Raw genomic sequence first — 14159 nt, 5'->3', positions numbered from 1 at the left:
TGCAGCTAGATATGTCTCCAGGAAACACGAACACCCTGGAGGTTCCGCACATGAAAAACGCACTGCTCTCGATCGTTCTCGCTACCGCTTTCGCCGCCCCGGCTTTTGCCGAAAACACCGTCAAGCAGACCAGCCTCGGCACCGCGCTAGCGGTCGACCTCGCCCAGGCCGCCGTCACCGCCTGCGCCGCCGATGGTTATAACGTCGCCGCTGCCGTGACCGATCGCTCCGGCATCTTGCTGGCGCTTGTCCGCGCCGAAAATGCCGGCGCCCATACGGCAAATGCCGCGACCGCCAAGGCCTATACCTCCGCCTCCTCGCGCAACCCGACAAGCGGCATGGCCGAAACCGTGCAGAAAAACCCGGCCGCGGCCGGCCTCGTCGATATCCCCGGCTTCCTGGTTCTCGCCGGCGGCGTGCCGGTCAAGGTCGGCAAGGATACGGTCGGCGCGATCGGTGTCGGCGGCGCTCCGGGCGGCAATCTCGACGAAGCCTGCGCCGTCAAGGCTCTCGACAAGTTCGCCGATCGCCTGAAATAAGTCTCACGGCAAACGTCTGGAAGCGCCTGCGCAACGAACGCAGGCGCTTCCCCTTTCGTTGAGCCACTGCAGCGGCAGATTATCGGTCAAGGCTTATGGTGCTCATGCCAGTGCCTTGCGATCTCGATGCGCTGCGGCACCCAGACCTTGTCATGCGACAGCACATATTCGATGAAACGGCGCAAGGCCGCCGCACGGCCCGGACGCCCGACAAGGCGGCAATGCAGCCCGACCGACATCATCTTCGGACTGCCCTCCTGGCCTTCCCGGTAAAGCGTGTCGAACGCATCCTTGAGAAAGGTGAAGAACTGGTCGCCGGAGTTGAAACCCTGCGGCGTGGCAAACCGCATGTCGTTGGTTTCAAGCGTATAGGGAATGATCAGGAAAGGCTTGCGGTCGATACCCGGCACCCAATAGGGCAGATCGTCGGCGTAACTGTCGGAGGAATAGAGAAACCCGCCCTCTTCCATGACCAGCCGCAGCGTGTTGTCGGACGGTTTGCCTTGGTACATGCCATAGGGTCGCTCGCCGACCAATTCGGCATGCAGCCGCACCGCCTCGCGGATATGCTCGCGTTCCTTCGCCTCGGAAAAGTCCTTATATTCCAGCCAGCGATACCCGTGGCTGGCGATTTCCCAGCCCGCCTCTTTCATTGCCGCAACCGCTTCCGGGTTGCGCGCCATGGCAAGCGTCACGCCGTAGACGGTCGCCTGCAGCTTGAGTTCGGTAAACATGCGCCACAGGCGCCAGAAGCCGGCCCGGGAGCCGTATTCGTAGATCGACTCTATGTTGAGGTTGCGCTGGCCGGGCCAGGCTGCCGCCCCGACGATTTCCGACAGCAGGTTTTCGGACGCCGGATCGCCGTCGAGGATCGAGCTTTCGCCGCCCTCCTCGTAATTGATCACGAACTGCACGGCGACATGCGCGCCGCCGGGCCATTGCGGATCGGGAGGATTGCGGCCGTAGCCGACGAGGTTGCGCGGTGTGGAAATAGGGATCATCGAGCGGCCTTTCGCGATCTGGCAGAACTGGGCGTATGGAAACGTCGGGGAAGGAAATCGGGCATTCGGTTATCCGATGGCAGGCGGAACAGGGGGAGCGATCGGTTCGGAGAAAGTCCTCAAGAGCTTGCCCCAGCCCGGATCATGCATATGCGCTTCGAGACCTGCCCGCTTCACCAGCGCCAAGGCCTCCTCTTGCCCGAACGCCAATGCGGCATCGACATCGCCGCGCAGAACCCGTCCTTCCTCCATCAGCAGTTCGCCATCGACGATCACCGTATCCACGTCGCTGCCGAGAACCTGATGAACGAGCCGATGAACCGGCATCCAGTTGGGCATCAGATGCGGCTTGCGCATGTCGATGACGGCGATATCGGCTTTCTTGCCGACTTCCAGCGAGCCGATCTCGTCTTCCATGCCAAGCGCATGCGCGGCATCGATGGTGATCATTTCGAGAACCTTGCCCGGCGGCAGAAGGTAGCGATCGTGGTTGTGCAGGAGATGCTGGGTGAACTGCGCCAGCCTGGCGGTCTGCAGCATATCGAAGTGCCGGCTCGGCGCGGCACCGTCGGAGGTGATTGCCACCCTGATACCCTTCGACATCATTTCCAGAACCGGCGTGGAACGGCCCGGCGGCGCATGTGTCACCCTTGTGCCGGTCTCGCCAAGGATATCGATTTCGTCATGCGATATGCCCCAGCAATGCTGCAGGTGAACATCGGGCCCCAGAAGCGCGTTCTCCCGGTCCTGATGCGCCATGCGGATCTGTCCGGCAAAGGCATCCGAATGGATGCGTACACCCCATTTCCGCGCGGTTTCCCGCACCCGCCGGGCCTGCATCCTGTCATCCTTCGTCAGGTTGACGGCCTGGTCCGGCGACGAGGCATTAGAGGGCTCGACCGAAGGCACGATGGTGAAGGGTGTCAGGAAAACCTTGATACGGCCATCGGCCGTTCCGTTGAGCGTTTCGATCACCGCTTCGGAACCTTCGATCATCTCCTCGAAACCGACCTGGCGGCGTTCCGGCGCGCCGCTTTCCCAGCGCGTCACCGGATGCGGCCAGGGAAAGCCGGACGGCCCGACACAGACGATCTGGCGCAGGCCTAGTTCGCGATAGGCGCGGGCGTGATTGAAGGCGAAGACAGGATCGTCGGCACGCGGCATGGAAGTGATGATGCTGGCGCCAGTCGTGACGCCGGCGCGAAGCCGTTCCAGCCCGGAGACCAGACCGTCGGCATACCAGAAGTCGCGGGTGACATAATGATAATAGGTGGGTGTGACGACACGCATCCACATGGAGTTGGTGTCGGCCGCAATGCTGCGGATCAATGCATGCCCCGCATGCCCGTGCGCGTCGATCAGGCCAGGGATGAGGAGCTTGCCGCGGCAGTCGATCACCCGTTTGCCGGCATGCCGGCGCTCAAGTTCATCAGCCGCACCAATGTCTACAATCCTGTCGCCCGAAACCGCCAGTCCGCCATCTTCGATGATGCGACGCTCGCGATCCACCGTGACGATCGTCCCGTGAAGTAGCAGAAAATCACCCATTTCATCCCTCTCCAAAGCCCAAATTGTAGACGACATGCCACAAATTTCGTCATCATTTCTGGCGACGATAATTGTAAACAATGCGGTTGACAATATAAGCGATGGCAACAATACTTTGGTCAACCCACGGGCCTTCGGATCGGGTGGGTCATCAACAATCAATAAGGGGGAACTTAATGTCCCGAATGAAACGCTTCGTCCTGGCCGCGATGACTGCGGCCGCCATCGCTCTTCCGGCTCAGGCAGAAACGCTCCGCTGGGCCGGCCGCGCCGATATCTTCTCGCTGGACCCCTATTCGGTACCGTCGACGTCGAACCTCGCATTCCTCAACCATATCTATGAGGGCCTGGTTCGTTACGGACCGGACTTCAAGATTGAGCCCGCGCTCGCCACGGAATGGAAGCTTGTAGACCCCAAGCACTGGCGCTTTACCCTTCGCAAGGGCGTGAAGTTCCATAACGGCGCCGAATTTAAGGCTGACGACGTCGTCGCCTCGTTCAAGCGCGCCTCCGACGCCACCTCGCCGCTGCGCGGCAACATTCCGCTCTTCGTCGGCGTCCAGAAGGTGGATGACTATACGGTCGACATCGAGGTTTCCGCCCCGACTGCGCTGTTCCTCAACGACATCACCAATATCTTCATCTTCAATGCCCAGTGGCTGAAGGACAATAACAGCGAGAAGCCGACAGATATCGCCTCCAAGGTCGAAGGCTATACGACGCTGAACACCAACGGCACCGGCCCGTTCAAGCTGCAGAGCCGCGTCCCCGACAGCAAGACTGTGCTGGTCGTCAATGACGGCTGGTGGGACCAGAAGAAGCACAACATCGACCGCATCGAATTCGTGCCGATCGCCTCGGCGGCAACGCGCGTCGCGGCACTGCTTTCCGGCGAAATCGATCTCGTCGATTCCGCGCCGATCCAGGACCTTCCGCGCCTGGAAGGCTCTCCGAACATTACCGTCAAGAAGCGCACCGAGCTGCGTACCGTCTTCGTTGCGTTCAATCGCAAGGAAAAGCTGGAGGACGGGCGTCCGAATCCGTTCAATGACCTGCGGGTGCGCCAGGCTTTCGAGGCCTCGATCGATCGAGACCTGATCAACACGAAAGTCATGCGCAAGCTCGCCCGTCCTTCCGGCTCGCTGATCGCACCGGAACTCGCCGGTTACGCCAAGTCGCTCGACACATACCAGCCGGCCGATCCGAAGCTCGCCCAGAAACTTCTGGCGGATGCCGGCATGAAGGAACTCGCCTTCACCTACATGTGCATGAACGATGAAAGCATCAACGAGGAAGACATCTGCTCTGGCATTGCCAACATGCTGACGCGTGGCGGCTTCAAGCCGAATGTCGATATCGCGCCCCGCGCCGTGCAGACGCCGAAGCGCACCAACGGCAAGGCGGACGTCTTTAACCTGAGCTGGGCGAACGAGCCGACCCTGGACGCCTATTCGCTGCTCTCGCAGGTCCTGTCCAGCCGCAAGGGCTCGACCGGTGTCTCGAACTACGGCGGATGGTCCAATCCGGAACTCGACAAGCTGGTCGAGCAGGCGGCCCAGGAGCCGGACAACACCAAGCGTTTTGCTCTGGAAGAAGCAGCACTGAAGATCGCCAAGGACCAGGTCATGCTGGTTCCGCTGCATCAGCAGCCGATCGCCTGGGCGATGCTCGGCACGGTCAAGAGCGTCGACTTCCGCGCCGACAACAAGCCGCGTCACTGGCTGACACAAATGGGCAAGTGACCCCAGCAATAGGCACTATAGAGAAGCGTTTCGCTACCTGCGGAACGCTTCTTTTTCTTTTGCCTCGCGAAGGATTTACCCTCGGTTACTTCAACCGAAATCAATAGCTTGGCGCCAAACTCAACAACCTGAATCCCCACTTTTCTTGGCAATAAATGCAAAAATTGTAGACAATCAGGTTGACAAATTTTCGCATCTGCCGTTAATGGTCTTAACAATAAGAACCAAGGGGAAGTTACCGAAAACAGGATGCCCGGGCAGTCGATGCCCGAGGTGAAATCCCTTTCGGATATCTGTTTGCCAGACGGCCTTGTCGATTGATCGGCACCAACCGCTCCTCCCCTTGCAAGCTGAAGGATTTCCGTATCCGCCCGGGGTCAAGCCCGCCGGACTGGAACGAAGCCGAGAGGTCACCATGCTGGCTTTCATCATCAAGCGCCTTGCCAATGCCCTGCTGGTCATGCTGGCCGTCGCGCTGCTTGCATTCATGATATTCCGGCTTGCCGGCGATCCGGTCGAACTGATGGTCGGGGAACAGACCTCGCAGGAGGATCGCGCGGCGCTGCGCGAACGTCTCGGTTTGAATGATGGCCTCGCCACCCAGTATGTCCGCTTCGTCGTAAACGCGGCGCAAGGCAATTTCGGCGTCTCCTATCGCAACGGCCAGAGCGTCCTGCCGCTCATCGCAGACCGTTTCCCGGCGACACTTGAGCTGGTTCTGGTCGCGACGCTGATCTCGCTGTTCGTCGGGCTTCCGCTGGGTGTTCTGACCGCAATCAAACGCGGCAAATGGTATACGGAGGGCCTGCAATTCCTCTCCATTGTCGGCGTCTCGCTGCCGAGCTTCGTCGTGGGCATCCTGCTGATCCTTGTGTTCGCCGTTGTCATGGGGTTGTTGCCTGCCTTCGGACGCGGCGATGTGGTGCAGATCGGCTGGTGGTCCACCGGCCTGCTGACGCCATCGGGCCGCGCCGCGCTGATCCTGCCTTCGATCGCGCTGTCGCTCTATCAGATCACCCTGGTGATGCGTCTTGTCCGTGCCGAGATGCTGGAAGTGCTGCGCTCGGATTACGTCAAGTTCGCCCGCGCTCGCGGCATTCCCCGCTGGCGCATCTATTTCCGCCATGCGTTGCGCAACTGTCTGATGCCGGTTGTCACCATGACGGCGATGAATGTCGGCTCGCTGATTGCGTTCGCGCTAATCACCGAGACGGTGTTCCAGTGGCCCGGCATGGGCATGCTGTTCATCCAGGCCGTCACCTTCCTCGATATCCCGGTCATGGCGGCTTATCTCTGCATTATTTCCTTCATTTTCGTCATGCTCAACATGCTGGTGGACATCACCTATGCGGTGATCGATCCCCGCCTGCGTGATGCGCGATAAAGAACGGGAGCCAGTTCATGACGATCGAACTTTCCGAAACCGGTCCGGCCAAAGCCAAGGCGAAGCGGCCATCGCTTTTAAAGCGCATCCGCAAAAGCGATCTCTGGTGGTCGTTCATGCACAGCAGGTCGGCCAAGATCAGCGCCGCGCTTTTGGTACTGCTCATCCTGACCGCCGTCTTTGCGCCGTTCATTGCGCCACAGAACCCATATGACGGTGCATCGCTCGACATGTGGAAGGCGGAACTGCCGCCGATCTGGGAAACGGAAGGCGAATGGCCCTATCTGCTCGGCACGGATACGCAGGGCCGCGACATGCTCTCTGCAATCCTCTATGGCACGCGCATTTCCATCGTCATCGGCATCGCCTCGGTTGCTCTCTCGCTGGTCATCGGCATGACGGCCGGGCTCGTCGCCGGTTATTTCCGCGGGTTCATCGACAATCTGCTGATGCGTATCGGCGACATCACCCTGTCCATCCCGACCATTCTCGTGGCGATCCTGGTCTCCACCGTCGTACGCCAGATGCTACCGGAGAACCTGCGGGAAGTCGGCGCCTCTGCCGTGCTGGTCCTGGCGATCGCACTTTCCGCCTGGGTTCAATATGCCAGAACGGTGCGCGCCCAGGCGATCGTTGAAAGCGGCAAGGATTACGTCTCGGCCGCCAAGCTGATCGGCGTGCCCGCCCGCCGCATCATGGCGCTGCATATCCTGCCGAACACGCTGACGCCGATCATGGTTGCCGCGACGCTCAATTTCGGCATGGCGATCCTGACGGAAGCGACGCTCTCCTTCCTTGGTATCGGCATGCCCCCGAGCCAGCCGTCGCTCGGAACACTGATCCGCATCGGCAACCAGTTCCTGTTCTCCGGTTCCTGGTGGATCGTGCTCTTCCCCGTCATCCAGCTCTGCCTGCTCGTCGTCACCGTCAATGTGCTCGGCGATTGGCTGCGCGATGCACTCAACCCGAAGCTGAGGTAAGCCCATGACCGATCTCCTGCTCCGCAATGTCCGACCGATGGCCGGCGAAACCTGCGATATGCTGATCAAGAACGGCAAGATCGCCGGTTTCGGAAAATTCGAAGCCGAGCCGGGCATGCCGGTGGAAGATGGCGGTGATGCGATCGTCACTCCCGGCCTGATCGATGCCCATACCCATCTCGACAAGACGACCTGGGGCATGCCCTGGCATGTCAACAACCGTGCGGCCATCCTGCGCGAGCGCATCGATTTCGAACGTGAAAACCGTCTTGAGATCGGTATCGATCCGCATCGCCAGTCGATGCGACACGCCGTCGGCCTTGCCGCTCATGGCGCGACCCATATCCGCAGCCATGTCGATATCGATCCGACCCATGGCCTGAAGCTGGTCGAAGGCGTTTGGGAGACCCGCGATAAGCTGAAAGGCATTATCGACATCGAAATCGTCGCCTTCCCGCAGTCCGGCGTCATGGTCATGCCGGGCACCGTCGAACTTCTCGATGAAGCGCTGGGCCAAGGCTGCGAAGTGCTCGGCGGCATCGATCCTTGCGGCATCGATCGCGACCCGAAAGGCCAGCTCGATATCCTCTTCTCGCTCGCCACGAAGCATGGCGTGCCGATCGACATCCATCTGCACGAGGCAGCCGATCTCGGTGCCTTTACGATGGAACTGATCTTCGAACGCATCCGCGCCAACGGCATGGAAGGTAAGGTCGCCATCAGCCACGCTTTCGCGCTCGGTATGAACGATTATCTCCGCGTCGGTAAACTGATCGAGCAGATCGCGAAGCTTGATGTCGCGATCCTCACCACCGGCGCCCCCTCTGCAACTGTTCCTTCGATCATGCGACTGAAGGAAGCCGGCGTCCGGGTCGGTGGCGGCTGCGATGGTATCCGCGATACGTGGGGGCCATGGGGTCAGCTGGACATGCTGGATCGCGCTAAGGTCATTGGCATGAAGAACGGTCTGCGCTCGGATATCGAGCTGGCGCATGTCCTGCACGTCGTCTCGCAAGGCGGCGCCGATGTCATGCGCATCGAAGGTTACGGGCTCGATGTCGGTTGCAATGCCGATTTCACGCTGCTGGTCGGCGAGACGCTGGCGCAGGCTGTGGTCAACGTCGCGCCGCGTCCGCTGGTCGTCAAGGGCGGTCGCGTCACGGCCCGCCAGGGCGTTGCCGTGGTGGAGGCGCCTTGATGGCCGACGCGCTGCAAACCCTTCAGCTCGGGCACCGGCCGCAGGGCCGAACCCTTTTGACGGCAAGCTGGGTCGTCGGCCACAAGAACAGTGGCCACACCCTGCTGCGCAACGGGGAGGTGGTGTTCGAGAATGGCGAAATCCTCTTCGTCGGCCACGGTTTTCAGGGCGAGGTCGCGCGCCGCATCGATTTCGGCAATACGCTGATCAGCCCCGGCCTGATCGACCTTGACGCTTTGTCGGACCTCGACACGACCATCCTCGGCATCGACCATCATCCGGGTTGGGCCAAGGGGCGTGTCTGGCCGCGATCCTATGTCGAGGCTGGTCCCTATGAAATGTACAGCCAGGAAGAGCTGGCCTTCCAGAAGCGGTTTGCTTTCTCGCAGCTGTTGCTCAACGGGATCACTACCGCAGCCCCGATCGCCTCGCTTTTCTACCGCGAATGGGGCGAAACTGTCGCCGAGTTCGATGCGGCAGCTGACGCAGCCGGTGAATTGGGCCTGCGCGTCTATCTCAGCCCCGCCTATCGCTCCGGCGGCATGGTTCTGGAAGAACCCGGCCGTATGGTTCCTGTCTTCGACGAGGAACGCGGTTTTCATGGTCTGAAGGACGCTGTTGCCTATATCGAGCGCCAGAACGGCCGCCATGGCGACCTCGTGCGTGGCATGCTTGCACCGGACCGCGTCGAGACCTCGACACTGGCACTTTTGCAACGCACCGATGCCGCCGCCCGCGATCTCGGCTGCAAGTTCCGACTGCACATGGCGCAGGGCGTGATGGAAGTCGAAACCGTGAAGATGCTGCACGGCTCGACGGCGCCGGTCTGGCTCGCCAAAGCCGGACTGCTGAGCGACCGCCTGGTTGCGCCGCATGCCACCAACGCCACGGAGGAAGATCTCCGGCTCTACGTGGAAAACGGTGTCTCCATCGTCCATTGCCCGCTTGTCTCGGGACGCGGCGGCAGCACGCTCAACTCTTTCTCCGCCTGCCGCAGCCGTGGCCTCAACATTGCCATGGGCACGGATACGACCCCGCCGGACATGTTGATGAACCTCCTCGTCGGCCTGATCACCTGCCGTATCAACGATCGCGCGCCGGATCGGGTGCGCTGTGCCCACCTGTTCGACGCGGCGACCCTCGGCGGAGCTCGTGCGCTCGGCCGGTCCGATATCGGCCATCTCTCCGCCGGCGCAAGGGCCGATATCGCGGTCTTCGATCTCGACGACCTGTTCATGGCTCCTTCGATCGACCCGATCACGACGATCGTCACCGGCGGCTCCGGCAAGATCACCCGCGCCGTCTTCGTGGATGGCCGGCTTTCCATGCGAGACCGCCAGGTCGCCGGCCTAGACCTTCAGAAGGCCCGCACCCAGGCGCAGGCCCAATATGACGGCCTGATCGCCAAATACCCCGAACGAAGCTGGGCTAATCCGCCGGTTTCGGAGATTTTCCCGCCCAGCTATCCGATAGAGGTGGCAAATGCTTGAAGCAGCAGCACAGGCGGTCGTCGACGTCCGCAATCTCAAGGTCGAATTCCCGGGCCGCCATGGCACGGTCACGGCCCTTTCCGATATCAGCTTGTCGATCCGACCCGGTGAAATCCTCGGTGTCGTCGGCGAATCCGGCGCCGGCAAATCGATGACGGGTCTGGCGATCCAGGGCCTGCTCGAGCGCCCCGGCCGCATTGCAGGCGGAGAGGTCTGGCTCGGACAGAAGCGCATCGACGCGCTGGACGACCGCGAAATGGAACGCATCCGCGGCCGCGAGATCGGTGCGATCTTCCAGGATCCGCTCACTTCGCTCAATCCGCTTTTCACGGTCGGCGCCCAGCTCGTCGAGACCATCCGCCAGCATCTGCCGCTCGGCAAGGCCGAGGCGCGCGCGCGCGCCGTCCAGCTTCTGCGGGATGTCGGCATCCCCTCCCCGGAGGAGCGGGTCAACAACTATCCGCACCAGTTTTCCGGCGGCATGCGCCAGCGCGTCGTCATCGCACTTGCGCTCGCGGCCTCCCCGAAACTGATCATTGCCGACGAACCGACCACGGCCCTCGACGTCTCGATCCAGGCACAGATCATCTCGCTGCTGCGTCGCCTCTGCAAGGAGAAGCAGACAGCAGTCATGCTGGTCACCCACGACATGGGCGTCATCGCCGAAGCGGCCGACCGCGTCGCGGTTCTCTACGCCGGCAGACTGATCGAGATCGGGCCGGTCGAGCAGGTCCTGCATGCCCCGCGGCATCCCTACACAAAGGGCCTGATGGCCTCGATCCCGTCGCTTGGCGCCCGCGTTGAAAAGCTCAACCAGATCGATGGCTCGATGCCGCGCCTCGATGCCATTCCGCCCGGCTGCGCTTTTAACCCACGTTGCGCTTTCGCCGGCCCGCGCTGTCGGCGCGAACGGCCTGAACTTGTGACGATCGGCGATGGCGCCAATGCCTGCTGGCTCAACGCGGGAGGCACCGCATGACGACCAATTCTCGGAAATCCCCTGCCCTTTCGGTCAAGGGCCTCGTCAAGACATTCGAGGTCTCGGCACCTTGGCTGAACCGCGTTATCGAACGCAAATCGCGCCAGTTCGTCCACGCCGTCAACGACATCGATTTTACTGTGCCGGCCGGCGGCTGTCTCAGCATCGTCGGCGAAAGCGGCTGCGGCAAATCCACGGTCGCGCGCCTTATCACCGGCCTGCACAGGCCGAGCGCCGGCGAGATCCGCTTCGCGCCTGGCCAGAAGGGTGCGACCCTCTCCGCCCAGATGATCTTTCAGGATCCCTATGCCTCGCTCAACCCGCGCTGGCGGGTGAAGAACATCATTGCCGAACCGCTGCGGGAACTGAAGCTGCGCGATACCGCTGAAGCCATCATGGCGCGGGTCGAAGAACTTCTCCTCACCGTCGGCCTTTCGGCGTCAGATGGCGAGAAGTTTCCCCACGAATTCTCCGGTGGTCAGCGTCAGCGCATTTCGATCGCTCGTGCATTGGCCAGTGAACCGGAATTCCTCGTTTGCGACGAGCCAACCTCCGCACTCGACGTTTCAGTGCAGGCGCAGGTCCTGAACCTGATGCGACGGCTGCAGGACGAGCTCGGCCTGACCTATCTCTTCATCAGCCATGACATGAGCGTCGTCCGCCACATGTCGGACCGTATCGCAGTCATGTATCTCGGCCGCATCGTCGAGGAAGGCGATACCGAAGAGCTTTTCGCACGTCCGCGTCATCCCTATACGCAGCTTCTCTTGCAGACCATTCCGGATATCAACGCGCCGAAACGCGATCGCGAACTGGCCGGCGGTGAAGTGCCGAGCCCGCTGAAACTGCCGTCGGGCTGCCCTTTCCACCCGCGCTGCCCGATGGCAACGGCCCGCTGCTCGGTCGACGTTCCGGAAGTCCGCATGCTGACGAATGGTACTCGCGTCGCATGCCATCTCGTCGAAGACGAGGCGGCCGGATCGGACGTTGTGGCGTCCTACGCCAGCGCAGCGCGCAGGTCGTGAGACAGGTCGGGGATTTCGCTAAGGTCGAGCTCGGCTTCGACATGCTCCAGGTGATGGGCCATCAGATGGGTGGCCTTCTCGGCATCCTTCCCGGCGATCGCTTCGACGATATCCGCATGCTCGTCCGGCCCGCAGTTAATGCGGTCGGTATTGCGATAGACGGCGGTGATCAGGGACGAGCGCGAGATTAAATCCCGCATCGTGGTGTAGAGGAAATCCGAGCCGACGGTTTCGGCGAGAAGCAGATGGAACCCGCCGGAAAGCTTAATGATGTCGGTTGTGATGTTCTTGGCGTTGGCCGTGCGCTCAAGCGCGACGTGATCACGCAGACGCTTGAGGTCAGCCTTGGAGACGGTCTTGCAGAGCCGTTCGATGACGCAGCGTTCCACCGTTCGGCGCACGAAGAACACGTCCCGTGCCTCATCGACCGAAGGTTTGGAGATGAAGGCGCCGCGGTTCGGAATGATCCGGACCAGCCCGTCGCGCTCCAGCACCGTCAGCGCTCGGCGGATGCGGGCGCGGCTGACATTGAAGATCGTCGCCAGCTGCGCCTCCTTCAGCTGAACGCCCGTACGCAATCTGCGTTCGGCAATTGAGAGCCAGACTTTTTCGACGATCTGTTCGGTAGAAGGGCCTGATGCTTCAGTCATTTGGTTCACTCCGCAGCAATATTGAGAAGCGTTATGCGGCGAGAAAAGTCAACAGTTATGATCTGATTTTGATTGCAGAATTGTCTACAATATGAAATCATATTGTAAATCATAATACGGAAGCTGTCATGGAATTCGATTTTACCGAACTGGAGCCGCAGAGCCGCTACCGCCTTTTGACGAATTTCATCGGCCCCCGCCCGATCGCCTTGGTGACGACCCGCTCCGAGGCCGGCCATAGCAACGCGGCTCCGATGAGCTTTTTCAACGTCTTCTCTCACGATCCGGCAATCGTCGTTTTGGGGATTCAGCCTCGTTTGAACGGCGAGGAGAAGGATACGGTTGCCAACATGCGGCGCACGCAGGAATTCGCCATCAACATGGTGGATATGCCGCTGTCGCAGCAGATGCTGATCTGCGGTCTGGGTTTCGACAACGAGATCGACGAACTTGCCATGGCGGGGCTGACGGCCAAGGCCTGCAAGCAGATCGACGTAAGTTACGCAGGCGAATCTCCTTGCGTGTTCGAATGCCGGGTCGAGCGCTTCATCGATTACCCGCGTCGCACGCTGGTTCTGGGCGAGGTCGTGCACATGCATGTCCGCAGGGATTGCCTGGATGCGGAAGGCCGATATGTCGATCCCGAACAATACCAGCCGATCGCCCGCCTGCACGCCGACAATTACATCACGTCGGACCGCCAGTTCGTGCTGACGGCCCCTTCCATCAGCGAATTTATCAAGCCGCAGCGCGACTGAGAGCGGTCGAAAGGTTCCCATCATGCATATCCGCCTCATCAATCCCAATTCGACCACGTCCATGACGATGCAGGCTCTGGAAAGCGCTCTGCGGGTCAAGCAGGAGAATACCCAGGTCTCCGCCGTCAACCCGTTGGACACACCTGTCAGCATTGAAGGCGGCGCCGACGAAGCCATGGCGGTGCCGGGCATGCTGGCCGAAATCCGCAAGGGTGAGGCACTCGGCGTCAACGCTTATGTCGTGGCCTGCTTTGACGATCCCGGCCTAAACGCGGCACGCGAGGTGGCAAGCGGTCCGGTTATCGGCATATGCCAGGCGGCCGTGCAGGTGGCGATGACGATCAGCCGCCGCTTCTCCATCATCACCACTCTTCCCCGCTCCATTCCCCTGATCGAGGATCTCGTCGTCGATTACGGAGCGGAACGTCATTGCCGGAACGTACGGGCGATCGATCTCCCGGTCTTGGGTCTGGAAGAAGACCCGGTCCAGGCCGAAAGACTGCTCATCCGCGAAATCGAGGCGGCGAAAAAAGAGGACCGCGCCGAAGCGATCATCCTCGGCTGCGCCGGCATGTCATCCCTGTGCGACAGACTGCGTGACGCCACCGGCGTGCCGGTGATTGATGGCGTCACCGCAGCGATCAAGCTGGCAGAGGCGCTGATCGGCGCGGGATACGCCACATCGAAGGTCAATGCCTACGGCTATCCGCGCGTGAAGGAAAACAGCCTCATGTCGCGTGCGTCGTGATCGCGTTCCGATGAATGCCGACAAGGAAGATTTCCGGACAGAGCTTGGGTGAATTGCCCGGATGTCAGCGCTTGTCCATCGGTCAACGCATTTCAATTCCCGCCTAAACCCGCATGG

13 protein-coding genes are annotated in these 14159 nt (G+C 61.1%); 10 read left to right on the top strand and 3 right to left on the bottom strand.

Annotated features, from left to right (window positions below; genetic code table 11):
* Positions 1-50 precede the first annotated feature (50 nt).
* Positions 51-539: a GlcG/HbpS family heme-binding protein gene (locus tag KX729_RS22555; RefSeq protein ID WP_219744748.1), complete on the top strand. Its 489-nt coding sequence runs from the start codon at positions 51-53 to the stop codon at positions 537-539.
* A gap of 86 nt (positions 540-625) precedes the next feature.
* On the opposite strand, the gene puuE is transcribed toward KX729_RS22555, so the two are convergent.
* Together puuE and KX729_RS22545 are read right to left on the bottom strand one after the other, a co-directional pair.
* Positions 626-1540 carry an allantoinase PuuE gene (puuE, locus tag KX729_RS22550; RefSeq protein ID WP_219744747.1) on the bottom strand — a complete coding sequence of 305 codons (915 nt, stop codon included), beginning with the start codon at positions 1538-1540 and terminating at the stop codon, positions 626-628.
* 69 nt (positions 1541-1609) lie between these two features.
* On the bottom strand, positions 1610-3088 hold the full coding sequence (locus tag KX729_RS22545) for an amidohydrolase family protein (RefSeq protein WP_219744746.1): 1479 nt from the start codon (positions 3086-3088) through the stop codon (positions 1610-1612).
* A 176-nt stretch (positions 3089-3264) separates the two neighbouring features.
* Here KX729_RS22545 and KX729_RS22540 point away from each other — a divergent pair, with 176 nt between their 5' ends.
* The 7 genes from KX729_RS22540 (at position 3265) to KX729_RS22510 (ending at position 11886) form a co-directional block, all read left to right on the top strand.
* Positions 3265-4830, top strand: a complete 1566-nt coding sequence (locus tag KX729_RS22540) for an ABC transporter substrate-binding protein (protein WP_219744745.1) — start codon at positions 3265-3267, stop codon at positions 4828-4830.
* Positions 4831-5245: 415 nt separating this feature from the next.
* On the top strand, positions 5246-6214 hold the full coding sequence (locus KX729_RS22535) for an ABC transporter permease (RefSeq protein WP_219744744.1): 969 nt from the start codon (positions 5246-5248) through the stop codon (positions 6212-6214).
* A 17-nt stretch (positions 6215-6231) separates the two neighbouring features.
* Positions 6232-7194 (top strand): ABC transporter permease, encoded by a 963-nt coding sequence (locus KX729_RS22530; RefSeq protein ID WP_219744743.1) that lies wholly within the window; start codon positions 6232-6234, stop codon positions 7192-7194.
* Between the two features lie 4 nt (positions 7195-7198).
* Positions 7199-8392: an amidohydrolase family protein gene (locus KX729_RS22525; protein WP_219744742.1), complete on the top strand. Its 1194-nt coding sequence runs from the start codon at positions 7199-7201 to the stop codon at positions 8390-8392.
* Positions 8392-9882: an amidohydrolase family protein gene (locus tag KX729_RS22520; RefSeq protein ID WP_219744741.1), complete on the top strand. Its 1491-nt coding sequence runs from the start codon at positions 8392-8394 to the stop codon at positions 9880-9882. The genes KX729_RS22525 and KX729_RS22520 overlap by 1 nt, the downstream gene beginning before the upstream one ends.
* Positions 9875-10861, top strand: a complete 987-nt coding sequence (locus KX729_RS22515) for an ABC transporter ATP-binding protein (RefSeq protein ID WP_219744740.1) — start codon at positions 9875-9877, stop codon at positions 10859-10861. Before KX729_RS22520 ends, KX729_RS22515 begins: the two co-directional genes overlap by 8 nt.
* Entirely contained in the window at positions 10858-11886 is a 1029-nt protein-coding gene (locus KX729_RS22510) for an ABC transporter ATP-binding protein (RefSeq protein WP_219744739.1), read from the top strand. Before KX729_RS22515 ends, KX729_RS22510 begins: the two co-directional genes overlap by 4 nt.
* On the opposite strand, the gene KX729_RS22505 is transcribed toward KX729_RS22510, so the two are convergent.
* Positions 11859-12536 carry a GntR family transcriptional regulator gene (locus KX729_RS22505; protein WP_219744738.1) on the bottom strand — a complete coding sequence of 226 codons (678 nt, stop codon included), beginning with the start codon at positions 12534-12536 and terminating at the stop codon, positions 11859-11861. The genes KX729_RS22510 and KX729_RS22505 overlap by 28 nt on opposite strands.
* 128 nt (positions 12537-12664) lie before the next feature.
* On the opposite strand from KX729_RS22505, the gene KX729_RS22500 reads away from it, so the two are divergent.
* Positions 12665-13294 (top strand): flavin reductase family protein, encoded by a 630-nt coding sequence (locus tag KX729_RS22500; RefSeq protein ID WP_219744737.1) that lies wholly within the window; start codon positions 12665-12667, stop codon positions 13292-13294.
* Positions 13295-13316: 22 nt separating this feature from the next.
* Complete coding sequence (locus KX729_RS22495) at positions 13317-14042, top strand: aspartate/glutamate racemase family protein (RefSeq protein WP_219744736.1); 726 nt, start codon at positions 13317-13319, stop codon at positions 14040-14042.
* Positions 14043-14159 lie beyond the last annotated feature (117 nt).

This window comes from Neorhizobium populisoli, from assembly GCF_019430945.1.
GTDB lineage: Bacteria > Pseudomonadota > Alphaproteobacteria > Rhizobiales > Rhizobiaceae > Neorhizobium > Neorhizobium populisoli.
Note: the sequence above shows the minus strand (reverse complement) of the source record. Positions and strands in the feature narration are given on the sequence as shown.

Coding starts and splice junctions, on each gene's coding strand:
- KX729_RS22555 (WP_219744748.1), top strand. CDS start 51: ATGAAAAACGCACTGCTCTCGATCGTTCTCGCTACCGCTTTCGCCGCC.
- puuE (WP_219744747.1), bottom strand. CDS start 1,540: ATGATCCCTATTTCCACACCGCGCAACCTCGTCGGCTACGGCCGCAAT.
- KX729_RS22545 (WP_219744746.1), bottom strand. CDS start 3,088: ATGGGTGATTTTCTGCTACTTCACGGGACGATCGTCACGGTGGATCGC.
- KX729_RS22540 (WP_219744745.1), top strand. CDS start 3,265: ATGTCCCGAATGAAACGCTTCGTCCTGGCCGCGATGACTGCGGCCGCC.
- KX729_RS22535 (WP_219744744.1), top strand. CDS start 5,246: ATGCTGGCTTTCATCATCAAGCGCCTTGCCAATGCCCTGCTGGTCATG.
- KX729_RS22530 (WP_219744743.1), top strand. CDS start 6,232: ATGACGATCGAACTTTCCGAAACCGGTCCGGCCAAAGCCAAGGCGAAG.
- KX729_RS22525 (WP_219744742.1), top strand. CDS start 7,199: ATGACCGATCTCCTGCTCCGCAATGTCCGACCGATGGCCGGCGAAACC.
- KX729_RS22520 (WP_219744741.1), top strand. CDS start 8,392: ATGGCCGACGCGCTGCAAACCCTTCAGCTCGGGCACCGGCCGCAGGGC.
- KX729_RS22515 (WP_219744740.1), top strand. CDS start 9,875: ATGCTTGAAGCAGCAGCACAGGCGGTCGTCGACGTCCGCAATCTCAAG.
- KX729_RS22510 (WP_219744739.1), top strand. CDS start 10,858: ATGACGACCAATTCTCGGAAATCCCCTGCCCTTTCGGTCAAGGGCCTC.
- KX729_RS22505 (WP_219744738.1), bottom strand. CDS start 12,536: ATGACTGAAGCATCAGGCCCTTCTACCGAACAGATCGTCGAAAAAGTC.
- KX729_RS22500 (WP_219744737.1), top strand. CDS start 12,665: ATGGAATTCGATTTTACCGAACTGGAGCCGCAGAGCCGCTACCGCCTT.
- KX729_RS22495 (WP_219744736.1), top strand. CDS start 13,317: ATGCATATCCGCCTCATCAATCCCAATTCGACCACGTCCATGACGATG.